Raw genomic sequence first — 1,276 nt, forward strand, 5'->3', positions numbered from 1 at the left:
ATTCAAGGTTGCTGATCCTTCCTTTTAGAAACGGCGGGCTGCCACGATGAGCTAGCCCAGACGAGGTTGCCGTCCGACATGTAAGCACTGCGCTGCATTTTGAATGTTCGATTGTAGCGAACACCGAGTTCGCTGAATGATCTGCTGTTGGATTCTCCAGAACAGGGCGCGCCGGACTACTGATCTAGGTGCGCGAATGGATATCGGCGCTCCAGCTCCCGACCGACCAGGAAAGCGGCCAGCATAGCAACGATGAGCGTCGGCACCAGCAAGTGGGCGTTGTGCAGCCCGACGCGACCGGCAAGTTCGCCCAGCAACCCCGGCATGGTAAGGATCGCCACGCCCCCAGCGAGCGCCGTCCGGGCACTCGCCCTGTCGTGCTGGGCCACGAGGGTCGCACCGATCGCCTGACCGGAGACGAGCGGATAGAAGAGCGAGATTCCGAAGCCGAGGACGAACAGGCCGGCGATTGAGACCGCCGCATCGCTCGTTCCCCAATAAAACAAGAAGCCCAAGAGCGCCACGGTGACTGCCACAACAAACAGCGTCGGCACAGCGATTATGCGGAGAATGCGGCTCCCTGCGAGGCGCCCGACGGCCATGGCGACGGCAAATGCAACGGCCGCCGTAGCCGCGGCCGCAGCGGATAAGCCGACCACGCTTTCGAGGAACGTCGGCGCCCAAAGGAGCACACAGAATTCTGTCGCGATCCCAAACGCGACCGCGGTCCAGTAGGCCCAATATGCAAGTGGGAGCATCCCGCTTGGTGCGCTCGCAGCAGTATCGAACGCTGGTACGCCGACGCGCGTAAGACTCGCGAGCACCGCCAAGCCGTAGGCAACGGCGGCCAGAACAGCGCTCCGCCAGCCGAGACCAGCATAGATGCAGAGGCCAGTCAGGATAGGGGCGATGATACCAAACATTGAGGCAATCGCGGTAGCCTCGTTAAATGCGACTGCACGGTTTTCCGCGCGAACGTCGGCGAGCGTTGAGAACACAATCACTGGAATGAACGCCCCCGACATTCCAAGAAGCGCGAAGCTCGCAATGCTGACCGGCGCCGCTGGAGCGAGACATAAGAGCACCGCGGCCGTGGCGAAACCGAAAACGCCCACCATAAGCATCCGCCGGCGACCGAACTGGCTGATGACCCGCGGACCGAGCAACCCCACCAGAATGATCCCGCAGGCGAATGCGGTCGGATGGAGGCCGATCGTGCGGTAGCTGATGTCGAGTTCGACCCTCAGGAATGGAAAGATGTTTCCCTGAAGACTGA

The 1,276-nt window shown here is 61.6% G+C and carries 1 protein-coding gene; it reads right to left on the reverse strand.

All coding sequences use genetic code 11. The annotated features are described in order from the left end of the window. Positions 1–176 precede the first annotated feature (176 nt). A partial coding sequence (locus tag B5V02_RS10570; protein ID WP_111544175.1) for an MFS transporter occupies positions 177–1,276 on the reverse strand: 1,100 nt, incomplete at its 5' end.

It is taken from the genome of Mesorhizobium kowhaii (assembly GCF_003253745.1).
Lineage (GTDB): Bacteria > Pseudomonadota > Alphaproteobacteria > Rhizobiales > Rhizobiaceae > Mesorhizobium > Mesorhizobium kowhaii.